Source organism: Spiroplasma endosymbiont of Poecilobothrus nobilitatus, from assembly GCF_964030655.1.
Lineage (GTDB): Bacteria > Bacillota_I > Bacilli_A > Mycoplasmatales > Mycoplasmataceae > Spiroplasma.
Window position 1 is genome coordinate 609,167 of record NZ_OZ034915.1, and the last position, 21,011, is coordinate 630,177.

Sequence of the window (21,011 nt, forward strand, 5' to 3'; positions counted from 1 at the left end):
TTCACCTCTTATATTAAAAATATACCTAATTTTAGGTATATTTTATAAATATCAAGAGTTTTCTACAAAATTAAAGAAGTATTTTAATTTTTATTTAATATATTTAATATATTTATGCTATTAATTTCTTTTATTTGGATAGGCTACAATTATTAGGACCATAATTATATAGACTTCAAAATCAGATAAAATTATTAAGAAAGAAGGAATATAAAAATGGGAAATAAAACTTCATACTATGAATAATTTAAAAAACAAATTGTCATGCTATCATAAAAATGGTAAAAGTGTTATTAATCTAGGGCAAGAATATAATTTACCAAAACCAACTATTTATAGTTGAGTTAAAAATTATAATAATTATGGTTCATTTAAAGCAAAAGACAATCGCACACTAGAAGAAAATGAAATAATAACTTTACGAAAAGAACTTAAAGACTTGAAAATGGAAAATGACATTTTAAAGCAAGCCGCACTGATAATGGCCAAAAAATAACAATAATTAATAACAACAAAACAAAATATTCAGTAAGAAAAATATGTAAGATTTTGGGTTTATCAAAATCAACGTATTATTATCAAACTAATAAATGTATTAACAAGCAAGTTAATAATTATGAACAAGAAATTATCAGTGCCTTTAATAAAAGTCGCAAAATTTATGGGGCTCGCAAAATTAAAGTTATTTTAAACAGAAAAGATATCATCTTATCGCGGCGAAAAATCAGATTCTTTATGATCAAAAATAATTTGGTTTCTAAATACACCAAATTAAAATATCATAATCATAAAACAACAGTCAATAATGACCAAATTAATAATATTTTAAATCGTCAATTTAACAACAAAAAACCTAATGAAGTTATTGTTAGTGATTTAACATATGTTAAAGTTGGCGCTAAATGACATTATATTTGTTTATTAATTGACTTGTTTAATCGTGAAATAATTGGTTATAGTGCTGGGCCGAATAAAACAGCCGAACTGGTCCAACAAGCTTTTCATAAAATAACACGACCATTAAATCAAATAACTCTATTTCATACTGATCGTGGTAATGAGTTTAAAAATAAAATCATTGATGAAATTTTAATAACTTTTAATATTAAAAGATCATTAAGCAATAAAGGCTGCCCTTATGATAATGCTGTGGCTGAAACAACTTACAAAACTTTTAAAACTGAATTTATTAAGGGTAAAAAATTTAAAAATTTAACACAATTAAAATACGAACTTTTTGATTTTGTGCATTGATATAACAATATTCGAATTCATGGCAGTTTAAATTATTTATCTCCAGTTACTTTTAGAAAACAAATGTATATATAAAAAGTGTCCTAAAAAGCGTTGCCATTCCAGCACATATTGTTTATCGTTATATGAAAAATTTAGGAATTAAATCGGTAATTAATAAGAAAACCAAATTCAAATATCCTGAATCTACTGAAAATAGTAAAACTATTAAAAACTAATAAATATGGGAAACTTAAACGTAATTTTTATACCACTGACATTAATTTAATTTAATCAAGTTTTAGTTACTGATATAACATATTTACTTACTAGTAATAAACCATTTTATTTAACAATAATACGTGATATTCATAATGGTGAAATTATTGATTGAAATATTTCATCTAATTTTAGTAATGGTTTTGTTTTTAAAAGTCTTAAAAACGCTTGGGCTAAAAGAAATAAACCCAAAAATGTAATAAACCATAGTGATCATGGTATTCAGTACATTAAACAAGAATGAAATATTTTAACTGGTCAATTAGATATGTGAATGTCAATGTCTCGGAAAGGCAATCCTGCTGATAATGGTTATTGTGAAACGTGATTTAAATCTTATAAATATGAATGTTTAAATTTAATTCCTAAAAGCAACATAACAAAAGAAGTTTTAATGAAAGTTACACATAATTATGTAAATTTTTATAATAATTACCGTCCTTTAACAAAATTAAAAGGAATGAGCCCCGTTGAGTACAGACTTCATTCCTAGATTTTTTTTCGTATCCATTTTTCTTGGCAATTTCAAACTAAGCTTTTTTTCCGACTACCGAAAACTTTAAAGACTTGTTTTTAAAATTAAAAAGAATAATATAAAAGTATAAGGATAAAAAAAGTAAACAATGGCATTTTTACTTATGCAATATCGAAAAGTGTATTGCTTAAATATATTTGATAAAAGGATAACATAATCAATCTTAAGTATATTTATTTAAATGGCATTAAAGTACATTACAATTTGATAGGTATTCTGTGTATTTAACAGCAATTTGCATTTTTTAGTTTTGCATGTTTATCTTTAATTTTTATTAAAGGATTTTAATAAAAATGGACATAGAAAGAGAAGAGGACAAGTAACATGACAGAAAAATATGGTATTAATGTTTATTCAGAAATAGGTAATTTAAAAACAGTATTGTTACATCGCCTTGGTGATGAATTAGCTAACTTATCACCAGATTTATTGGAACGATTATTGTTTGATGATACACCAGATTTAGCAGTTGCACAAAAAGAACATGACTTTTTTGCACAAACTTTTAGAAACTTAGGTGTTGAGGTGTTGTATATTGAAAAATTATTCGTTGAAGTTTTAGACACTGATTCAAAAATGCGGAAAGAATTACTAGAACAGTTTTTAAAAGAATCTGGCGCTAAAGAAGAATACATTAATAAGTTACGTACTTATTTAGGCAAATTAGATAATAAAGCTCTTGTTAATAAAATGATAGCAGGGGTAACAAAATACGAGTTAGGAGTAGAAATTACAGATAATTATCCGCTAGCGGTTGATCCAATGCCAAATATTCTATTCCAACGCGATCCATTTGCATCAATTGAAAATGTAGCAACTATTCATAAAATGTTTACGGTTACTAGAAATCGTGAAACATTATTTTCTGATGTTGTTTTAAGGCATCATCCCCGTTTTAAAGGAAAAATTAATTTTTGATATGATCGTAATGAAAAAGAAACTTTAAAAGGTGGAGACATTTTAGTTTTAAATGCAAAAACATGAATTATTGGTGTTTCACAAAAGACATCAATGGAAGCTATTAAAATAGTAGCAAAAAATTTAATTTAAAATGATTCAGTTAGTTATGAAAAAGTTATTGCATTAGATTTGAAAACAAAAAATTGTGCTTTTATGCATTTAGATACTGTTTTTACTAATATTGATTATGATAAATTTATCGCACATCCATTAATTTTTGAAGCAATGGGTGATTTTAAAATTTTTGAAATTACAAAAAATGGAGTTAAAGAAATTAAAGAAACAATTAAAGATTATTTATCATAAGAAGTTGGTAAGCCAGTTCAAATTTTTAAATGTGGTTGAGAAGATCCAATTGTACAGGCAAGAGAACAATGAAATGATGGGACAAATGTTATTACAATTCGTCCTGGTGAAGTGATTTCCTATTCAAGAAATCAAATTACAATTGAAATTTTAAAACAAGCTGGTGTTAAAGTGCGCGTTATTGATTCAGCTGAATTATCACGCGGATGTGGGGGAGACCTCGTTGTATGTCAATGCCAATTTGAAGAGAGGATATCTAAAATATTAATATTATATTTTAAAAGGAGAGAAAAAATAATATGGCTGTAAATTTAAAGGGAAGAAGTTTTCTAACTTTATTAGATTTCACGCAAAGAGAAATCTATTATTTATTAGATTTAGCAAGACAATTGAAATAAGAAAAATATGCTGGAACTGAGCAAAAACCATTAGATGGAAAATCTGTTGCTTTATTATTTGCAAAAGATTCAACACGAACAAGATGTGCTTTTGAAGTTGGAACATTTGTTTTAGGAATGCACCCTGTTTATTTAGGGCCAAGTGGAAGTCAAATGGGAAAAAAAGAATCAATTGAAGATACTGCAAAAGTGTTAGGAAGAATGTTTGATGGAATTCAATTTCGTGGGTTTAAACAAACTGATGTTGAAGCATTAGAAAAATATTCAGGTGTTCCAGTATGAAATGGATTAACTGATGAATTTCGCCCAACTTAAATGTTAGCTGATATTTTAACATTGCAAGAAGAAAAAGGACAACGCAATATGAAAGGGATAAAATTTGTTTATTTTGGTGATTCTCGTTTTAATATGGTAAATAGTTATATGGTTGTTAGTGCTAAATTAGGAATGCATTTTGTTGCTTGTACGTCAAAGGATTTATGACCAAATGCAGAATTATTGAAAAAAGTACAAGCAATTGCAAAAGAACATGGTAGATCAATTATGTTAACTGAAGACCATAATACAGCGGCAAAAGATGCTGATGCAATTGCTACTGATGTTTGATTATCAATGGGAGAAGAACCTGATGTTTGAGGAAAAATAATTAAGGATTTAACACCATATCAAGTAACAATGGAAAAAATGAAACAAGCAAAAGAAGATGCTATCTTTTTGCATTGTTTACCAAGTTTCCATGATGGAAATACTGATACTGCGCAACAAGTGATTAAACAATTTGGTGGAACTGGCGAATTAGAAGTTACTGATGAAGTTTTCCAATCAAAATATTCACGTGTTTTTGAAGAAACAGAAAGTCGTTTACATACTATTAAAGCAGTAATGCTAGCAACAATTCGTGGTTAGGTTATTAATTATGAAAGGTTAAAGGGGGTGCAAAAATGGATGTAAAAAAGAAAAAAAAGTTTAAATTTAAATTGCCGACAGCATTTACAATTTTATTAGGAATTATGCTCTTAATTATTATTGTCTCTTGAATTCCAGGAACAACTGGTCAATGAAAAGATGCTGATGGCGAACTTCAGAAAGGTGGGCCCGCAGGAATTTTTGACTTATTTTTAGCTCCGATGCAAGGATTTAAAAGTAAAGTTGATGTTATTGTCTTTATTTTAGTTTTAGGAGGTTTCTTAGGCATCGTTATTGAATCAAAAGCATTAGATGCCGGGATTGTGCGTTTAGTAGCAAAAATGAAAGGCCGTGAAATTTGAATTATTCCAATTGTAATGTTTTTATTTTCAGTTGGTGGTACAACTTATGGAATGGGGGAAGAAACAATCGCCTTATACCCAGTTATTATTCCTGTTTTATTAGCTGCTGGTTTTGATGTTTTAACAGCGGTAATGGCAATTTTATTTGGTGCTGGAATTGGTTGTATTGGTTCAACATTAAATCCGTTTGTTATCCAAGTTGCTGCTGCTGGTGTGCCCGATTTAACATCAACAACAGGAATTATTTGAAGAGCCGTGTCATGATTATTATTAACAGTGGGTGGAATTTCATTTGTTGTTTGATATGCGTTACGTGTTCGTCGTACACCAGGAAAATCACCATTATTTGATAAAAAAGATTTTTATGAAGCAGAATTTGCAATTGTTGATGATTTACCAGCATACAATGGTAAACGAAAAGCAATTATGGCAATTTTTATGATTAGTTTTGTCTTAATGATTTTTTTATTAATTGGATGGGATAAATTTGGAATTCCTGTCTTTGTTGATTTTACAAAATTAGTTAGTGAGCATGCCCCATTTATTGCGAATTTATTTGCGCCATTAGGGCAATGATCATTTATGGAAATTTCAGCATTATTCTTTATTGCATCAATTATTATTGCATTAATTAATTGAAAAGGAGAAGAAAAATACGTTAATAGTTTTATCGGTGGTTTAGCTGATATTCTATCTGTTTGTTTGGTTATTGCCTTTGCAGCTGGGATTGGGTTTATTATGACAAATACTGGAATGCAAAACAAATTAGTTAGTAGATTATCTGCACCAATGTCGAAATTAGGAAAAACAGGCTTTATTATGGTAGCCTTCTTCTTCTTTCTAATTATCTCATTTGTAATTCCATCTAGTTCAGGATTTGCCCAAACTGTTTTCCCAATTTTAGGTCCTGTTGCTAATGGGGTAGCAACTGGTTTAACATCAGGAACAATTACTGCCTTTTCATTCGCGAATGGAATTATTAATTTAATTTCACCAACAAGTGCAATTTTAATGGCAGCGTTATCAATTTCAAAAGTTCCTTATGGTAGTTTTATAAAAGCATCATGACCATTAATTGTTGGAATTGTTGTTGTAACAATCATCTTGTTAGGAATTGGAACTTTATTACCAATTTCAAAAAATAGTCCTTGATTCTCAATGCCAGTTGAGTAAGCAAGTGGAATGGCAACACTTTTTAGGACACTTTTTATATAGACATTTGTTTTCTAAAAGTAACTGGAGATAAATAATTTAAACTGCCATGAATTCTAATATTGTTATATCAATGCACAAAATCAAAAAGTTCGTATTTTAATTGTGTTAAATTTTTAAATTTTTTACCCTTAATAAATTCAGTTTTAAAAGTTTTGTAAGTTGTTTCAGCCACAGCATTATCATAAGGGCAGCCTTTATTGCTTAATGATCTTTTAATATTAAAAGTTATTAAAATTTCATCAATGATTTTATTTTTAAACTCATTACCACGATCAGTATGAAATAGAGTTATTTGATTTAATGGTCGTGTTATTTTATGAAAAGCTTGTTGGACCAGTTCGGCCGTTTTATTCGGCCCAGCACTATAACCAATTATTTCACGATTAAACAAGTCAATTAATAAACAAATATAATGTCATTTAGCGTCAACTTGAACATATGTTAAATCACTAACAATAACTTCATTAGGTTTTTTGTTGTTAAATTGACGATTTAAAATATTATTAATTTGGTCATTATTGACTGTTGTTTTATGATTATGATATTTTAATTTGGTGTATTTAGAAACCAAATTATTTTTGATCATAAAGAATCTGATTTTTTGCCGCGATAAGATGATATCTTTTCTGTTTAAAATAACTTTAATTTTGCGAGCCCCATAAATTTTGCGACTTTTATTAAAGGCACTGATAATTTCTTGTTCATAATTATTAACTTGCTTGTTAATACATTTATTAGTTTGATAATAATACGTTGATTTTGATAAACCAAAAATCTTACATATTTTTCTTACTGAATATTTTGTTTTGTTGTTATTAATTATTGTTATTTTTTGGCCATTATCAGTGCGGCTTGCTTTAAAATGTCATTTTCCATTTTCAAGTCTTTAAGTTCTTTTCGTAAAGTTATTATTTCATTTTCTTCTAGTGTGCGATTGTCTTTAGCTTTAAATGAACCAGAATTATTATAATTTTTAACTCAACTATAAATAGTTGGTTTTGGTAAATTATATTCTTTCCCTAGATTAATAACACTTTTACCATTTTTATATAGCATGACAATTTGTTTTTTAAATTCTTCAGAGTATGAATTTTTATTTCCCATTTTTATATTCCTTCTTTCTTAATAATTTTGGAATGGCGAGGGTTTTTTGGACAAATTTTATGTAGAATAATAATTTCTGTATTGCACTGGTGTTAAATAATTTAGTTTGCTATGAATTCGAATATTATTGTACCAATTAATGTAATCAAATAATTCTAATTTAAACTGTTCAACGTTTTTAAATTTATTATTTTTAATAAATTCAGTTTTAAAAATTTTGTATGTTGATTCCGCAACAGCATTGTCATAAGGACAACCTGGTTTACTGTAAAATTTTTGAATCCCATTTTTAACTAACAGGTTATAAATAAGATTATTATTGAATTCACTGCCTTGATCAGTGTGAAATATTTTAATATTGCTTAATGAAAATTGAAGTTTATTAAAGCTGCTTTCAACCTTTAATTTTGTAGAAAACTATTGATATTTATAAAATATACCTAAAATTAGGTATATTTTTAATATAAGAGGTGAATAATTAATGGAAAAAATAATTGAAGAATTAATAAATAGTTTAACATATGATCAATTTTTATAATTTCATTAAAAAGTCAAAAAAGAAGCAGAATTAATTAAAAAACAAAAACGCTTAAATGAAATTGATCAAAAATTTATGGATAAAGGTATTAAATGCCCTAATTGTCAATCTTTTTATTGTGTTAAAAATGGTCATAATCCTGAAGGAAAACAAAAATATTTATGCAAAAAATGTCGTGCTAGTTTTGATGCTTTTCGTGATCATTTTACGTATTGAAGTCATTTAAATTATGAACAGTGAAATTTATTGATTCAAATTTCATTATTAGGGCAATCTAGTAAAATGATTTCCCACTTTATTAAAACATCACCGAAAACCGCTTGATATAATCGCCAAAAAATAATGAAATCAAAACAATTAGAAAACACCCAATTAAAATTTAAAACGTTAAATGGCCAAATTCAAATCGATGAAACATTTATTAAAGAAATCCACAAAGGTAATTTTAAAGATAAATTTGATAAAAGAAAAATTCATCTTGATTCATTTTCAACCAACACTAAATGTTATGTTCAAATGGCTGTTGATAGCAATAATAATATTTATGTTAAATCAACCAACACAAAACGATTACAAAAACAGTGAATTATTGAAAATATTAATAAACAATTAATCAAAGAAAATTCAATTATTATTTCTGACATGCAACCATTATATTTATTAGTAGCAAAACAAACAAATTCTATTTTATTAGCAACTAAAACTAGTACAAATCCTGATGCTAGTTATCGGAAGTTAAATAAAATTAGTAAATTACAATCAAATCTTAAAGAAACCTTAATTCATTATCATGGCTTAGGTTTCACGAACATTCAAAATTATTTAAATCTCTGAAAATGAAAATACCAGCATAAAGGTTTAACGCCAAACCAACAATCATCGGTATTATATTTTAACGTATAAAAAAGTTAAATAACAATATTAAAATTTTATATAATTTTCTTTTAAAGTTATCATATTGATGATTTTTTTTATTTCATCAAGAGTTTTCTACAAAATTAAAAATCTAATTTAATTATTAAAGTTAAAAGGTTGGTCCTTAATAATAACCCTAATAGAAGAAAACATTATTTTATGATATAATAAATATAGCGGTTAATACAAGCAGGGTGAACATATGTGTCAAAATAGTAAGCAGGGTCATAACAGTAATTGTCACAATAATTGTCGGATTCATCATCCGATTTTTTTTAATTATTGTCAATACCCTGTTTTTCCTCCTTACGGGTGTGAAACACCATCATTAGTAGTTCAGTATTCAATTCCAAAAGCGCCATATCCACCGTTATTTGTACAATATCAATATTCTCCAATTATTCAGTATCCAATGACGGGACTACAACCAAATCAAAGTTTTCCACTAGGACAAGCATATCAATATAGTCCTCATAATGTTGGACAAAATTTTAATAATTTAGTAAATAATGCTAGAAGTAATGATAATTTTCAATATCACCCTGTTAGAGAAGAATATTATTTATCTCCTTATAATTCTCGTATTCCATTAGGAACAGAACGATATTATAATGATTTTCGTCGTCCAAGTTTACCATTAAGTGCCGAAGAAGAATATAATTGAGCAGTACATATTTCTGATATTTTGGATGAGTTTATTGGGCGTCATCGTAGTCGACCAAAATCTAATTTTGATGAATATCAAAACTTAAAACAGACATTAGATACTTCATTGCGTCATTTGCAAGAAGCAGAAGCACTAAATCAAAAGTTGGTTAATACTTGAGAAAAAAAAGTTGATAATTCAAGTAATAATGCAGCAGATTATAATTCAAGTAATAATAATTCTGTACATTTGCCAACAGATAGTATTGATTATAAATTATTAAAGCCAAAATATGACCAATCTGATGCTTTAAATGAAAAAAATGTTTCTCCAATAATTGTTAGTTCTGAACCAGAAAAAAGTTCATCTTTAACTGAAAATAATGTAGAAGATAAGTTTAATTTCCTTGATTTTGAAGATGATTCAGATAATAATTTTAATCCTGAAGATGATACACATAGTTTCTTTTTTAATGATGATGAATTTAAAATAGGAGATTCACCTGAAAAAAAAGACAATGATATTTCAAAAAATGATAATGATGTTAATAAGGTTGCTGCTGAAGATATTCATGATTTTTTAGGTGTCAAATCACCAAACTTTGATTTAATGGAATCTAATCCAAAAATAATAGAAACGGATGTTTTAGATGATGAAATAACCTTTGTTAATATTGACAAAGTAAAGGATACAAAACCAGCTTTCTGAACATATAATGATTATACAATTAAGACATCATTAGGGGAAAAACAAGCTAGTGAGATTTATCCAAAAATATTTGATGAATATGGTCATCTTAAAATGGAACATTATAAAGCAATGGCCCAATTTGGGTTGACAGAAAAACAATATGATCAATTAATTGAAAATTTTTATCATGCAAAAGAAAATAAAACAAAAAAAATTAAAAAAAATGAATTTGGAGTAGTTACTAAATCAAAATTTAATGCTAAATCTTTTTGAATTACAATAAGTATTTTAGGTGTTATTTTATTATTAATTGCAATAACTGTTATTTTGTATTTTATTGTTCCTAGTGTTACTGAAGGAATTGATACAATAATCGCTAAAATAAAAAAATATTTTAATTTAGAATAATAAATTTCTTTAATTTTGTAGAAAACTCTTGATATTTATAAAATATACCTAAAATTAGGTATATTCTTAATATAAGAGGTGAATAATTAATGGAAAAAATAATTGAAGAATTAATAAATAGTTTAACAGATGATTAATTTTTAGAATTTCATGAAAAAGTCAAAAAAGAAGCAGAATTAATTAAAAAATAAAACGCTTAAATGAAATTGATCAAAAATTTAGGGATAAAGGTATTAAATGTCCTAATTGTCAATCTTTTTATTGTGTTAAAAATGGTCATAATCCTGAAGGAAAACAAAAATATTTATGCAAAAAATGTCGTGCTAGTTTTGATGCTTTTCGTGATCATTTTACGTATTGAAGTCATTTAAATTATGAACAGTGAAATTTATTGATTCAAATTTCATTATTAGGCCAATCTAGTAAAATGATTTCCCACTTTATTAAAACATCACCGAAAACCGCTTGATATAATCGCCAAAAAATAATGAAATCAAAACAATTAGAAAATACCCAATTAAAATTTAAAAAGTTAAATGGCCAAATTAAAATCGATGAAACATTTATTAAAGAAATCCACAAAGGTAATTTTAAAGATAAATTTGATAAAAGAAAAATTCATCTTGATTCATTTTCAACCAACACTAAATGTTGTATTCAAATGGCTGTTGATAGCAATAATAATATTTATGTTAAATCAACCAACACAAAACGATTACAAAAACAGTGAATTATTGAAAATATTAATAAACAATTAATCAAAGAAAATTCAATTATTATTTCTGACATGCAACCATTATATTTATTAGTAGCAAAACAAACAAATTATATTTTATTAGCAACTAAAACTAGTACAAATCCTGATGCTAGTTATCGGAAGTTAAATAAAATTAGTAAATTACAATCAAATCTTAAAGAATCCTCAATTCATTATCATTGCTTAGGTTTCACGAACATTCAAAATTATTTAAATCTCTGAAAATGAAAATACCAGAATAAAGGTTTAACGCCAAACCAACAATCATCGGTATTATATTTTAACGTATAAAAAAGTTAAATAACAATATTAAAAGTTTATATAATTTTCTTTTAAAGTTATCATATTGATGATTTTTTTTATTTCATCAAGAGTTTTCTACAAAATTAAAAATAAATTTCAAAATAGTTTTTTAAAATATTATGTATAATAATTATTGATGTGTTTTAAAAAATAAAGGAGAGAAAACATGGCGCAGACGCTGGTAATAATGGAGTCCCCAACTAAAACAAAAGCAGTTGAAAAATATCTTGGCGAAAATTATTTAGTTTTATCATCAGAAGGACATAATCGTAATTTATCAACAAAAGGTGAGTATGGGTTAGGAGTAGATATTAAGACTTTTGAACCAAGTTATAAAATGGAACGTGGAAAAAAATGTTAAAAAATTAAAACAAGAAGCCAAACCAAAGCAGCAGATTTGGTTATTCTAGCAACCGACCCTGGCCGAGAAGGAGAAGCAATTGTTTATCATTTAAATGAAGTCTTAAATTGCGGTGAGAAATCCCGCCGTGTTTGCTTTAATGAAATTACAAAAGAAGCAGTGTTAGATGCATTTCAACATCAAACAGATCTAGATATGAATATGAATTTAGTTCATTCACAAGAAACTCGACGAATTTTAGACCTTTTTATTGGTTTTCGCTTAAGCAAATTGTTACAGAAAAAGATTAAGTCAAAATCAGCAGGACGAGTACAATCGGTTGCTTTAAAGTTAGTTGTTGAACGAGAAAAAGAATGGCAAAACTTTGTGCCAGAGGAATATTGGACTGTTGAAGGATTATATAAAAAGGCAGCCGTTAAATTAACAAAATTTAAGGATGAAAAAATTGAATTAAAAGTAGAAGCAGATGTTCTAAAAGTTAAAAAAAGCTTTAAAAAAAGATTTTGTTGTTGTTCAAATTAAAGAAAGTGAAAAACAACGAAAATCACCGAATCCGCATACTACTTCAACAATGTTACAAGAAGCAAGTAGTAAAATGGGTTTTGCTTCAAATAAAACATCATTAATTGCCCAGCAATTATATGAAGGAATTAAAGTTAAAGATAATATTACTGGATTTATAACATATCCGCGGACAGATTCAATTCGATTAAGTTATAAGTTTGTTCAGGATGCTTTTGACTATATTACAATTAAGTATGGAACAGAATATTTAGGCGAAGTTAAAACACCACCAAAAAATAAAAAAATGTGCAAGATTTTCATGAAGCAATTCGTCCAACTGATTTAACGATGACACCAGAAGCGGCAAAAGAATATTTAAGTCGTGATCAACTACGTTTATATAAAATTATTTATAGTCGTGCGTTAGCTAGTTTAATGGCGAATGCAAAGTTATTAAGTAAAACAATTATTTTAGATAATAATAATTATGAATTTCGGATGACAGGAAGTACGATTCAATTTGATGGGTTTTTAAAATGTTATGTTTTAGAAGGTGATGAAGAAATTGCAAAGTTACCAATGTTAAAACCAAATCAAATTATTAATTTAAATGAATTATATGGAATTCAACATTTTACTAAACCACCGAGTCGTTACTCTGAAGCGAAATTAATTAAGACATTAGAGGAAATTGGGGTTGGGCGCCCATCAAATTATGCACCAATTATGCGAACATTAAAAGATCGTGGTTATATTATTGTAGAAAACAAAGCAATTAAAGCAACTGAAAAAGGGATTTTAACAAGTGATAAATTACAAGAATATTTTAGTGATATTATTAACGAAACATACACTTCAACAATTGAAGAAAGTTTGGATGTGATTGCACACGGTAACGCGGAACCAAAACCATTATTAAAAGAATTTTGAGAACGATTTGAACCACGCATTGAAGCAGCAATGGAATTAATGGAAGAAATCCCAGTTGAGAAGGCAGGGATTGAATGTCCAGAATGCGGGAATGATTTAGTATATCGGTATGGAAAATGCGGGAAATTTATTGCATGTTCAGGGTTTCCAAAATGTCGTTATATTCATCAAACTGGTCTAAAATTTGGTCCTTGTCCAGAATACGACGTTGGTGAAATTATTTTGAAATTTAATAAGCGACGTCAACGCTTTAAGGCATGTACTAATTATCCAAATTGTAATTACACTGATTCATATAAAGAAGAAAAGACCGAACAAGAAGAAAATAATAGCGAAAATAACGGATTGTATTGAATTAATTTATTAAAATAATAAAACAAGGCTGCACCCCAAAAAGTAAGTAAAATAAAAAAAGATTTTGTTAAATTTTTATATGGGGTGCATTTTTATGTGGCAAAAAAAGGACAAAAATATAACAAATATACATCAGAATTTAGAACAAAAATCATTGAGGAAATTAAACAAAAAAGTTGTTGAATAGTAGCAAAACAATATAATATAAATGCAAATACAGTAGAATCTTGATGAACAAATCATAAAAAAGGAAAATTAAACAATCCTAAAGGACCTAAAATTTCTTTTGCCAAAAGAAATTTAGAATATTATAAAACAAGGTATGAATTATTAAAAAAGCTCCATGACTTTTACAATTAAGCAAACTAAGAATAGTCTCTTTTATTAAAAAAAATTGTCGTGAATATTCAATAAAATTATTACTAGAAGTAACGGGGTTAAAACGTAGTTATTGAGATAAATATAAAAATTATGACAGTAGCAAAAAAGATAAAAAAGCAATAAATGATATTGTAAAAGTCTATGAAGAAAATTTAAAACAATTTTGTTATCGAAGAATTACTAAATATTTAAAAGAAGATTATGGTATAAAATATAATTCAAAAAAAGTTTTAAGAATTATGCGTGATAATCAAATACAACCTGAATATGTAAGAAAAATGAGAAGAAAAATAAAGTATAAACAGAATAAAGAAAAAAGCTTATTGCAATATCCTGATTTAATTAATCGTAAATTCAATGATATAAAAACAAGGTTTTCAGTACTATATACTGATGTAACATATTTAATTTGAAAAGGAGAAAGATATTATCAATCAACAATTATTGATGGATATACTAAAGAAATAGTTGATGTAAAGTGAACTAAATATAATGACAATAAATTAGTAATGGATAATTTAAATGATGCAATTAATAAAATAAAATTAATAAAAAAAGATCTGAATGGAATAATAATTCACTCAGATCACGGATATCAATATACATCCACTATTTATCACGATAAATGTTTATCTAACGGTATTATAATTTCAATGGGGAAAAATACCACTGTGCAGATAATATTGTTATAGAAATTTTTCATTCATTACTTAAGAAAGCTACAATCCATAATAAAATATATAATTCACATGAAGAATATATACAAGATGTTATAAAATGAAATTGTAATGGCAAGGGTTTTTTGGACAAATTTTATGTAGAATAATAATTTCTGTATTGCACTGGTGTTAAATAATTTAGTTTGCTATGAATTCGAATATTATTGTACCAATTAATGTAATCAAATAATTCTAATTTAAACTGCTCAACGTTTTTAAATTTATTATTTTTAATAAATTCAGTTTTAAAAATTTTGTATGTTGATTCCGCAACAGCATTGTCATAAGGACAACCTGGTTTACTGTAAGATTTTTGAATCCCATTTTTAACTAACAGGTTATAAATAAGATTATTATTGAATTCACTGCCTTGATCAGTGTGAAATATTTTAATATTGCTTAATGAAAATTGAAGTTTATTAAAGCTGCTTTCAACTAATTTGGCATTTTTGTGTAAACTAACATCATAACCAATAATTTCTCGATTAAATAAATCAACTAAGAAACAGGCATAATATCATTTGTTACTAATAAAAACATAGGTTAAATCACTGACAACAACTTCATGTAGTTTATAACTATCAAAATCTTGATTTAACAAATTGTTATATTTATATGTAACATCAGTTGTATTTGAATGTTTGTATTTGATTTTTGTATAATTTGAAATTAAGTTATATTTTTTCATTATGTTGCTGATTTTTACACAAGATAACATGATATTTTGCTGAGCTAATATAACTTTACTTTTGCGTGTTCCATAATTTTTACGACTTTTTAGAAAAATACTGATAACAGCATTATCAATGTTTTGAGTATTCTTGGGATTATTTGCTTTTAATTGATAGTAATATGTTGATCTAGCAAATTTCAATGTTTTACATAAATTAATAATTGGATATTTTGCTTTGTTATTTTTAATGATTGCTATTTTTGCCGATTATTAGTGCGGCTTGCTTTAAAATGTCATTTTCCATTTCTAATTGTTTAACTTTTTTACGTAATTGAATTAATTCGTTTTCTTCTGGCGTTCTATTGTCTTTAGCTTTAAATTAGCCCGAGTTGCTAAATTGGTTAGCTCATTTCCAAACAGTATATTTACCAATTTGATAATCATTGACTAATTGTTCAGGAGTTTGACCCATTTTGTAAAGACTAACAATTTGTTTTTTAAATTCATCAGTATAATGATTCTTTGCCATAATTACACCTCCATTGTAGTTTAATTATAAATATTTACTCTACATTATTGTTGTCCAATTTATCTTAACCCATCCAAATACATGATATTCAAATCGTAAAGAAAAAGATATAATTAAAAAAATAGTAAATACTTTTTATTAGTACTTACTAAAATGGGTGCACTCTAAACGATACTTTTTTATGCTAGATATTTATGCAAAATATTTTATTATTTAGAAAATGATTTTCATAGTTCTAGCGGTATAATTAGTACAGTTTCAGAAGGGGGATGTGACGAATTATGTATGTAAAAGGAAGCAAAGTTCTTGCAAAAGTTACAAACATTACACCGTTTGGTGCATTTTGCGAATTAAAAAATGCTGCTGGATTAATCCACATTAGTGAGATTTCAGATTACTATGTAAGAGATATCAAAGAATTTGTTAATATTGGTGACAATGTTGAAGTAGATGTACTAGACTATGACCCAGTTAAGAAACAAGTTAAATTAAGTTATAAGAATTGTCGACCTGAATTATTGAAAAAGAATAATAGTCAAATTCAAGAAACAGGAGTAGGATTCCAAATGTTAAGTGAAAAAATTAATTCACTAACAAGTAAATAAATTAAAATTTTTACAAATGTAAGGTTTTTTAGATAGAAAGCAGGCATATTATTAAAATGATTAAAGTAGATTTTACTAATGCATTAGCCGAATATGTTTTTAACAAATATTTAGGGCGAGTTAAAGATATTCACCAAATGATTCATAATAAAACAGGATTAGGAAATGATTTCCTCGGTTGAGTTGAGTGACCAAATAATTATGATCAAGCAGAGCTTGCAAAAATGAAACAAACAGCAAAGAAATTAGCTAGTGAAATTGACATTTTATTGGTAATTGGAATTGGCGGGAGTTATCTTGGCGCGCGAGCAGCAATTGAAATGATTAATGGGTTATATAGTCAACAAAAAGTAGAAATCATTTATATTGGAAATACAATGTCTTCAACTTATACAGCACAAGTTTTGAAATATCTTCAAGACAAAAAATTTGGAATTTGTGTTGTGTCTAAATCAGGAACAACAACTGAGCCAGCAATTGCATTTCGTCTTTGCAAAGAGATTTTAGAAAAAAAAGAAGGAAGACTAAAAGCAGCCAACTTAATTGTTGCTATTACAGATAAAGAGAAAGGGGCTCTAAAAACATTAGCTGATAAAGCAGGATATCAAACCTTTGTTATTCCGGATGACATTGGGGGAAGATATTCAGTGTTAACACCAGTTGGTGTTTTTGCAATGTTAGTAAGTGGTATTAATGTTGATAATGTTTTTAAAGGAGCACAACAAGCTTATCAAGATACTTTAATTGATGATTTCACTAATCATGCGTATAAATATGCTGTTGGACGTTATATTTTAAATCAAGAGGAAAAATATAAAGCAGAAATGCTTGTAACTTATGAGTTACAAATGCAGATGATTACCGAATGATGAAAACAATTATTTGGGGAATCAGAAGGAAAAAATTCAAAGGGTTTACTACCATTATCATGTGTTTTTTCGACAGATTTACATTCTCTTGGCCAATTCATTCAAGAAGGGACAAAAAATATTTTATTTGAAACAGTTATTGCAATTAAAGAACCACAAATTGATCTTAACCTGCCAAAAGAAGCAGTAGATACCGATGGTTTAAATTATCTCGCTGGAAGAACATTGTATGAAGTAAATACCATTGCTGTTGAAGGCGTTGTTGCTGCTCATACAAAAGTTGGGCATGTGCCAAATATTGTTTTAGAATTTGCAACAATGGATGATAAAATGTTTGGTTATTTATCATATTGATTTATGAAAGCTTGTGCAATGTCAGCTTACTTGTTAGAAATAAATCCATTTGATCAACCAGGAGTTGAGATTTATAAACAAAATATGTTTAATTTATTAGGAAAATAAAAGATAAAATAAAAAAATATTTAAACTCAATATTTTTTTATTTTTTTAATTGCTTAATTTGGTTTAAAAAAGTTGAAGAAATTTCATTCAAACCATAATCGGCAATAAAAAAAATTGTTTCAAGGTCTTTATTTAATTGTTTATTAGCAAAAGCTAATTCCATTTCATATTTTAAATCGTTATTATTTCGTAGTCCTCGAATAATATATTTAGCCCCTAATTGTTTAGCAAAATCACTAGTTAACACTTGGCCATTAATAACAATTTCAATATTTAAATTAAGGTTTTGACAAGCTATGGCAGCTTGTTCAGCGCGAGTTTTAATGTTTGTTTGATTTGATTTTTCTAAATTATTAGTAATTACAACATATAATTTTGAAAATAAAGCACTTGCTTTTTTAATAATATTAAGATGACCGTCATGAATTGGGTCAAAACTACCTGAAAAAATTGCTTTCAAGATTATTTTCACATCCTTTTAAATATTATTATTTTAACTCAAAAAATGTGTTATGAGATAATAGTAATACTTTAATTTTGTAGAAAACTCTTGATATTTATAAAATATACCTAAAATTAGGTATATTTTTAATATAAGAGGTGAATAATTAATGGAAAAAATAATTGAATAATTAATAAATATTTTAACAGATGATCAATTTTTAGAATTTCATGAAAAAGTCAAAAAAGAAGCAGAATTAATTAAAAAACAAAAAAGCTTAAATGAAATTGCCCAAAAATTTAGGGATAAAGGTATTAAATGTCCTAATTGTCAATCTTTTTATTGTGTTAAAAATGGTCATAATCCTGAAGGAAAACAAAAATATTTATGCAAAAAATGTCGTGCTAGTTTTGATGCTTTTCGTGATCATTTTACGTATTGAAGTCATTTAAATTATGAACAGTGAAATTTATTGATTCAAATTTCATTATTAGGCCAATCTAGTAAAATGATTTCCCACTTTATTAAAACATCACCGAAAACAGCTTGATATAATCGCCAAAAAATAATGAAATCAAAACAATTAGAAAACACCCAATTAAAATTTAAAACGTTGAATGGCCAAATTCAAATCGATGAAACATTTATTAAAGAAATCCACAAAGGTAATTTTAAAGATAAATTTGATAAAAGAAAAATTCATCTTGATTAATTTTCAACCAACAATAAATGTTGTGTTCAAATGGCTGGATAGGCTACAATTATTAGGACCATAATTATATAGACTTCAAAATTAGATAAAATTATTAAGAAAGAAGGAATATAAAAATGGGAAATAAAACTTCATACTCTGAAGAATTTAAAAAACAAATTGTCATGCTATATAAAAATGGTAAAAGTGTTATTAATCTAGGGCAAGAATATAATTTACAAAAACCAACTATTTATAGTTGAGTTAAAAATTATAATAATTCTGGTTCATTTAAAGCAAAAGACAATCGCACACTAGAAGAAAATGAAATAATAACTTTACGAAAAGAACTTAAAGACTTGAAAATGGAAAATGACATTTTAAAGCAAGCCGCACTGATAGATAATGGTCAAAAAATAACAATAATTAATAACAACAAAACAAAATATTCAGTAAGAAAAATATGTAAGATTTTGGGTTTATCAAAATCAACGTATTATTATCAAACTAATAAATGTATTAACAAGCAAGTTAATAATTATGAACAAGAAATTATCAGTGCCTTTAATAAAAGCCACAAAATTTATGGGGCTCGCAAAATTAAAGTTATTTTAAACAGAAAAGATATCATCTTATCGCGGCGAAAAATCAGATTCTTTATGATCAAAAATAATTTGGTTTCTAAATACACCAAATTAAAATATCATAATCATAAAACAACAGTCAATAATGACCAAATTAATAATATTTTAAATCGTCAATTTAACAACAAAAAACCTAATGAAGTTATTGCTAGTGATTTAACATATGTTCAAGTTGGCGCTAAATGACATTATATTTGTTTATTAATTGACTTGTTTAATCGTGAAATAATTGGTTATAGTGCTGGGCCGAATAAAACAGCCGAACTGGTCTAACAAGCTTTTCATAAAATAACACGACCATTAAATCAAATAACTCTATTTCATACTGATCGTGGTAATGAGTTTAAAAATAAAATCATTGATGAAATTTTAATAACTTTTAATATTAAAAGATCATTAAGCAATAAAGTCTGCCCATATGATAATGCTGTTGCTGAAGCAACTTACAAAACTTTTAAAACTGAATTTATTAAGGGTAAAAAATTTAAAAATTTAACACAATTAAAATACGAACTTTTTGATTTTGTGCATTGATATAACAATATTCGAATTCATGGCAGTTTAAATTATTTATCTCCAGTTACTTTTAGAAAACAAATGTCCATATAAAAAGTGTCCTAAAAAGTGTTGCCATTCCAGGCTGTTGATAGCAATAATAATATTTATGTTAAATCAACCAACACAAAACGATTACAAAAACAGTGAATTATTGAAAATATTAATAAACAATTAATCAAAGAAAATTCAATTATTATTTCTGACATGCAACCATTATATTTATTAGTAGCAAAACAAACAAATTATATTTTATTAGCAACTAAAACTAGCACAAATCCTGATGCTAGTTATCGGAAGTTAAATAAAATTAGTAAATTACAATCAAATCTTAAAGAATCCTTAATTCATTATCATGGCTTAGGTTTCACGAACATTCAAAATTATTTAAATCTCTGAAAATGAAAATACCAGCATAAAGGTTTAACGCCAAACCAACAATCATCGGTATTATATTTTAACGTATAAAAAAGTTAAATAACAATATTAAAAGTTTATATAATTTTCTTTTAAAGTTATCATATTGATGATTTTTTTTATTTCATCAAGAGTTTTCTACAAAATTAAAATAGTAATATGATATTTTTCCGATTATTTGGATATTTTTTTAATAGTAATGTATAATAATTAAGATTACATTTGTTTAGAGAGATTACATTTGTATTAAGGGGAAAAATGTATAAATACATTTAAAAAATAAAATGTAAATAAGTATTAATTAATGAATAACTAATAGA

General features: G+C 26.5%; 20 protein-coding genes and 6 pseudogenes. 21 read left to right on the forward strand and 5 right to left on the reverse strand.

The genetic code is table 4. The features are described 5' to 3' along the window. Positions 1 to 238: 238 nt before the first annotated feature. The 5 genes and pseudogenes from AAHM76_RS03510 to AAHM76_RS03525 all read left to right on the forward strand — a co-directional run bounded on the left by AAHM76_RS03510 (position 239) and on the right by AAHM76_RS03525 (position 6,152). Positions 239 to 1,329, forward strand: a protein-coding gene (locus tag AAHM76_RS03510) for an IS3 family transposase (RefSeq protein WP_425289437.1) whose coding sequence is annotated in 2 segments (ribosomal slippage) — positions 239 to 461 and positions 461 to 1,329 — 1,092 coding nt in all. Because the reading frame shifts where the segments join, the coding sequence is not laid out codon by codon here. A gap of 463 nt (positions 1,330 to 1,792) precedes the next feature. Then, the gene (locus AAHM76_RS08465; protein ID WP_425289438.1) at positions 1,793 to 2,005 is read left to right on the forward strand and encodes an IS3 family transposase; all 213 of its coding nucleotides are present in this window, start codon (positions 1,793 to 1,795) and stop codon (positions 2,003 to 2,005) included. Between the two features lie 366 nt (positions 2,006 to 2,371). Continuing rightward, positions 2,372 to 3,573: pseudogene (locus tag AAHM76_RS03515) on the forward strand (arginine deiminase). Between the two features lie 39 nt (positions 3,574 to 3,612). After that, positions 3,613 to 4,617: pseudogene (gene argF / locus AAHM76_RS03520) on the forward strand (ornithine carbamoyltransferase). 35 nt (positions 4,618 to 4,652) lie between these two features. Then, the gene (locus AAHM76_RS03525) at positions 4,653 to 6,152 is read left to right on the forward strand and encodes a YfcC family protein (RefSeq protein ID WP_342256710.1); all 1,500 of its coding nucleotides are present in this window, start codon (positions 4,653 to 4,655) and stop codon (positions 6,150 to 6,152) included. Between the two features lie 34 nt (positions 6,153 to 6,186). Here AAHM76_RS03525 and AAHM76_RS03530 read toward each other — a convergent pair. Then, positions 6,187 to 7,298, reverse strand: a protein-coding gene (locus AAHM76_RS03530) for an IS3 family transposase (protein ID WP_342256711.1) whose coding sequence is annotated in 2 segments (ribosomal slippage) — positions 6,187 to 7,055 and positions 7,055 to 7,298 — 1,113 coding nt in all. Because the reading frame shifts where the segments join, the coding sequence is not laid out codon by codon here. Positions 7,299 to 7,355: 57 nt separating this feature from the next. Continuing rightward, positions 7,356 to 7,703, reverse strand: a complete 348-nt coding sequence (locus tag AAHM76_RS08470) for an IS3 family transposase (RefSeq protein ID WP_425289460.1) — start codon at positions 7,701 to 7,703, stop codon at positions 7,356 to 7,358. Between the two features lie 208 nt (positions 7,704 to 7,911). Here AAHM76_RS08470 and AAHM76_RS03535 point away from each other — a divergent pair, with 208 nt between their 5' ends. The 10 genes and pseudogenes from AAHM76_RS03535 (at position 7,912) to AAHM76_RS03575 (ending at position 14,777) form a co-directional block, all read left to right on the forward strand. Beyond that, positions 7,912 to 8,739, forward strand: coding sequence for an IS1/IS1595 family N-terminal zinc-binding domain-containing protein (locus AAHM76_RS03535; protein ID WP_342256712.1), 828 nt, complete (start codon positions 7,912 to 7,914; stop codon positions 8,737 to 8,739). A gap of 214 nt (positions 8,740 to 8,953) precedes the next feature. Further along, entirely contained in the window at positions 8,954 to 10,495 is a 1,542-nt protein-coding gene (locus AAHM76_RS03540) for a hypothetical protein (RefSeq protein ID WP_342256713.1), read from the forward strand. Between the two features lie 232 nt (positions 10,496 to 10,727). Next, a pseudogene (locus AAHM76_RS08475) lies at positions 10,728 to 10,817 on the forward strand (IS1/IS1595 family N-terminal zinc-binding domain-containing protein); the annotation flags it as partial. A gap of 69 nt (positions 10,818 to 10,886) precedes the next feature. Then, a complete protein-coding gene (locus AAHM76_RS03545) occupies positions 10,887 to 11,543 on the forward strand; it encodes a transposase (protein WP_342256714.1) in 657 nt (218 codons plus the stop codon). Between the two features lie 199 nt (positions 11,544 to 11,742). Further along, a pseudogene (locus AAHM76_RS03550) lies at positions 11,743 to 12,003 on the forward strand (toprim domain-containing protein); the annotation flags it as partial. Between the two features lie 114 nt (positions 12,004 to 12,117). Beyond that, the gene (locus AAHM76_RS03555; protein WP_342256831.1) at positions 12,118 to 12,438 is read left to right on the forward strand and encodes a DNA topoisomerase; all 321 of its coding nucleotides are present in this window, start codon (positions 12,118 to 12,120) and stop codon (positions 12,436 to 12,438) included. Beyond that, on the forward strand, positions 12,434 to 12,766 hold the full coding sequence (locus AAHM76_RS03560) for a DNA topoisomerase (protein WP_342256832.1): 333 nt from the start codon (positions 12,434 to 12,436) through the stop codon (positions 12,764 to 12,766). The genes AAHM76_RS03555 and AAHM76_RS03560 overlap by 5 nt, the downstream gene beginning before the upstream one ends. Then, positions 12,727 to 13,722: a DNA topoisomerase gene (locus AAHM76_RS03565; protein ID WP_342256715.1), complete on the forward strand. Its 996-nt coding sequence runs from the start codon at positions 12,727 to 12,729 to the stop codon at positions 13,720 to 13,722. The genes AAHM76_RS03560 and AAHM76_RS03565 overlap by 40 nt, the downstream gene beginning before the upstream one ends. A gap of 78 nt (positions 13,723 to 13,800) precedes the next feature. Beyond that, positions 13,801 to 14,064: a hypothetical protein gene (locus tag AAHM76_RS03570; RefSeq protein WP_342256443.1), complete on the forward strand. Its 264-nt coding sequence runs from the start codon at positions 13,801 to 13,803 to the stop codon at positions 14,062 to 14,064. A 140-nt stretch (positions 14,065 to 14,204) separates the two neighbouring features. Beyond that, complete coding sequence (locus tag AAHM76_RS03575) at positions 14,205 to 14,777, forward strand: DDE-type integrase/transposase/recombinase (protein ID WP_342256833.1); 573 nt, start codon at positions 14,205 to 14,207, stop codon at positions 14,775 to 14,777. Between the two features lie 121 nt (positions 14,778 to 14,898). On the opposite strand, the gene AAHM76_RS03580 is transcribed toward AAHM76_RS03575, so the two are convergent. Beyond that, a complete protein-coding gene (locus AAHM76_RS03580; protein WP_342256834.1) occupies positions 14,899 to 15,735 on the reverse strand; it encodes an IS3 family transposase in 837 nt (278 codons plus the stop codon). 121 nt (positions 15,736 to 15,856) lie between these two features. Further along, a complete protein-coding gene (locus AAHM76_RS03585) occupies positions 15,857 to 16,006 on the reverse strand; it encodes a transposase (protein ID WP_342256716.1) in 150 nt (49 codons plus the stop codon). A gap of 281 nt (positions 16,007 to 16,287) precedes the next feature. Here AAHM76_RS03585 and AAHM76_RS03590 point away from each other — a divergent pair, with 281 nt between their 5' ends. Beyond that, positions 16,288 to 16,611: a S1 RNA-binding domain-containing protein gene (locus AAHM76_RS03590; protein ID WP_342256717.1), complete on the forward strand. Its 324-nt coding sequence runs from the start codon at positions 16,288 to 16,290 to the stop codon at positions 16,609 to 16,611. Between the two features lie 56 nt (positions 16,612 to 16,667). Continuing rightward, positions 16,668 to 17,942: a glucose-6-phosphate isomerase gene (locus AAHM76_RS03595; RefSeq protein WP_342256718.1), complete on the forward strand. Its 1,275-nt coding sequence runs from the start codon at positions 16,668 to 16,670 to the stop codon at positions 17,940 to 17,942. A 37-nt stretch (positions 17,943 to 17,979) separates the two neighbouring features. Here AAHM76_RS03595 and coaD read toward each other — a convergent pair whose 3' ends face one another. Next, positions 17,980 to 18,402, reverse strand: coding sequence for a pantetheine-phosphate adenylyltransferase (gene coaD, locus AAHM76_RS03600; RefSeq protein WP_342256719.1), 423 nt, complete (start codon positions 18,400 to 18,402; stop codon positions 17,980 to 17,982). A 295-nt stretch (positions 18,403 to 18,697) separates the two neighbouring features. Here coaD and AAHM76_RS08480 point away from each other — a divergent pair. The 4 genes and pseudogenes from AAHM76_RS08480 to AAHM76_RS03615 form a co-directional block, all read left to right on the forward strand. Continuing rightward, a pseudogene (locus tag AAHM76_RS08480) lies at positions 18,698 to 18,754 on the forward strand (hypothetical protein); the annotation flags it as partial. A gap of 102 nt (positions 18,755 to 18,856) precedes the next feature. Further along, positions 18,857 to 19,096 carry a hypothetical protein gene (locus AAHM76_RS03605; protein WP_342256720.1) on the forward strand — a complete coding sequence of 80 codons (240 nt, stop codon included), beginning with the start codon at positions 18,857 to 18,859 and terminating at the stop codon, positions 19,094 to 19,096. A 116-nt stretch (positions 19,097 to 19,212) separates the two neighbouring features. Further along, positions 19,213 to 20,328, forward strand: a pseudogene (locus AAHM76_RS03610) (IS3 family transposase). A 15-nt stretch (positions 20,329 to 20,343) separates the two neighbouring features. Further along, a complete protein-coding gene (locus AAHM76_RS03615; RefSeq protein ID WP_342256721.1) occupies positions 20,344 to 20,742 on the forward strand; it encodes a hypothetical protein in 399 nt (132 codons plus the stop codon). The last annotated feature ends 269 nt before the right edge of the window (positions 20,743 to 21,011 follow it).